We start from the raw sequence: 1,719 nt of genomic DNA, 5'->3' as shown, positions 1-1,719 counted from the left end.
CCCCAGGGCCTCCCGTGGGAGGCCCTGGGGCGGTCGGCTAGAACTCGGGCCACTCCGTGCTGATGGCCGGGACTCCGAGCATCTGGGCCAGGGCGTGCTCGACGATGCGGCGCATCGTGGGCCAGGCCGCGAGCGAGGTTCCGGTCTCGAGGTCGGAGAGCACGAGCTCGTAGGCGGCTTCTGCGGTCAGGGTGCGCGGGTCGTTGTCGGGCAGGTGGTCGATGTGGTCGCTCAGCGCGCCGAGGATCGTGCCGTGCTCGAAGCGCTGGGTGCGGGCCTGGCGGGCGCCGGGGGCCGTGGAGGTGAGGTCCACGCGGCGGGTGGCGTCCCAGATGTAGAGCCCGCTGGGGGTGGCCCCATCGTGGAAGTCGGTGGGCTGTGCGAACTTGGCGCGGTCCTCGCTCCAGCGTGCGACGCGCGGGACGTGCGTCCGGGTGGTGGTCGTGGTGTTCATGATTCCCCTTCGGCCCTGCTAGCAAGTTGCTAGCGTGTTGCTAGCAAGTGCGAAGCTACACGAGTCCTCGGGCACGCACAAGCCCCGGGCGCCCTGTGGTGAGACAGGGCGCCCGGGGCTCTGGGCGACGGGTCAGACGGTCAGGAGCTCGCCCGTGAAGGCGCGCTCGGCGGGCTCTGCGAGCACCTGGGGTGCCTGGGGCTCCTGGGCCTCGTCCTCGCGCTTCTTGGCTGCCAGGACGCGGGTCACGGTCGCCTTGGGGATGCCGGTCTCTCGCTCGATGTCACGGTGGGAGATGGCCGGGTTCTTGGCCCATTCGTAGATGAGGGCGTTGCGGGCTGCGATGGCCTCCTGGCGGGTGCGGGGGGTGCGGCCTACGCGGGTCACGCGGGCCGGGCTGGCGGGGTCGGTGGCTGCCGTGGCGGGACGGGCGGGGCGGGGCGCCGTGGCGGGCTCGAGCTCGGGGGCCTCGTCGACGATGACCGGGGCGGGCTCCGGTGCCGGGACGGGCTCGGCGGGGGAGTAGACGACCGGCACGGGCGCGAGCTCGACGGCGGGCGCCGGGACGGGGACGGCGGGGGACGCCTCGGGTGCGGCAGGGGCCGGGGGGGCGGTGGGCCGGGCCGGGCCGTGGCCGGTGCGCAGGTGGGCCAGTGCGGCGCCCATCCCGACGACGGCCACCGGCAGGCAGGCCACCACGACCACGACCTGCCACGGGGCCACCGTGATTCCGCTGGCCACGAGCAGGTGGTAGGCCACCTGGCCGAGCGAGCCCAGGACCAGGGCCGCGATGGACGACCACATGGCGAACCTTCGCGCCGTGGGGTGGACCGGCTTCTTCGACAGCCACGTGCTCATCGCATAGGCGGCGTAGACCTCCATGCCGAACGGGAGCGTGATCGCCAGGTCGACGACGAGCCCGTCACCGATCCCGGGGAGCAGGTTGACCGGGCCGAACCCGCACATCCTCCCGAGCTCGACCCACCCGCCCCAGATCGCGACGTAGGCGGGCAGGGCCAGCAGGACCACGGGCCAGGGGCGCGGGGGCTTGCCGTAGTACTCGGGACCGAAGTCCTCGACGCTCGCGGCGTCGGCGGGCCGCTTGCGGGTGAACCGAGCTCGCAGACCCTTGCGGGCCGGGGCGGCGGTGTTCGCCATGACTCATCTCCTGGTGTTCTGGGGCTGGCGCGTGGCGCCGGGCCGGGCTGTTCGGGTGCGGCCCGCCTGGGCCGCGAGTCGCTGGCCCCGGGGGGCCCGCGGGGGGG

2 protein-coding genes are annotated in these 1,719 nt (G+C 74.2%); both read right to left on the bottom strand.

All coding sequences use genetic code 11. From position 1 onward, the window contains the following. Positions 1-37 precede the first annotated feature (37 nt). Complete coding sequence (locus tag H9623_RS19095) at positions 38-454, bottom strand: hypothetical protein (protein WP_193721578.1); 417 nt, start codon at positions 452-454, stop codon at positions 38-40. Between the two features lie 132 nt (positions 455-586). Beyond that, on the bottom strand, positions 587-1,612 hold the full coding sequence (locus tag H9623_RS19090; protein WP_193721577.1) for a hypothetical protein: 1,026 nt from the start codon (positions 1,610-1,612) through the stop codon (positions 587-589). Positions 1,613-1,719 lie beyond the last annotated feature (107 nt).

Origin of the sequence: Oerskovia douganii (genome assembly GCF_015142735.1) — a bacterium.
Taxonomy (GTDB): domain Bacteria; phylum Actinomycetota; class Actinomycetes; order Actinomycetales; family Cellulomonadaceae; genus Oerskovia; species Oerskovia douganii.
The sequence above is the reverse complement of the archived record's forward strand: the minus strand, read 5'-3'. Positions and strand labels throughout refer to the sequence as shown.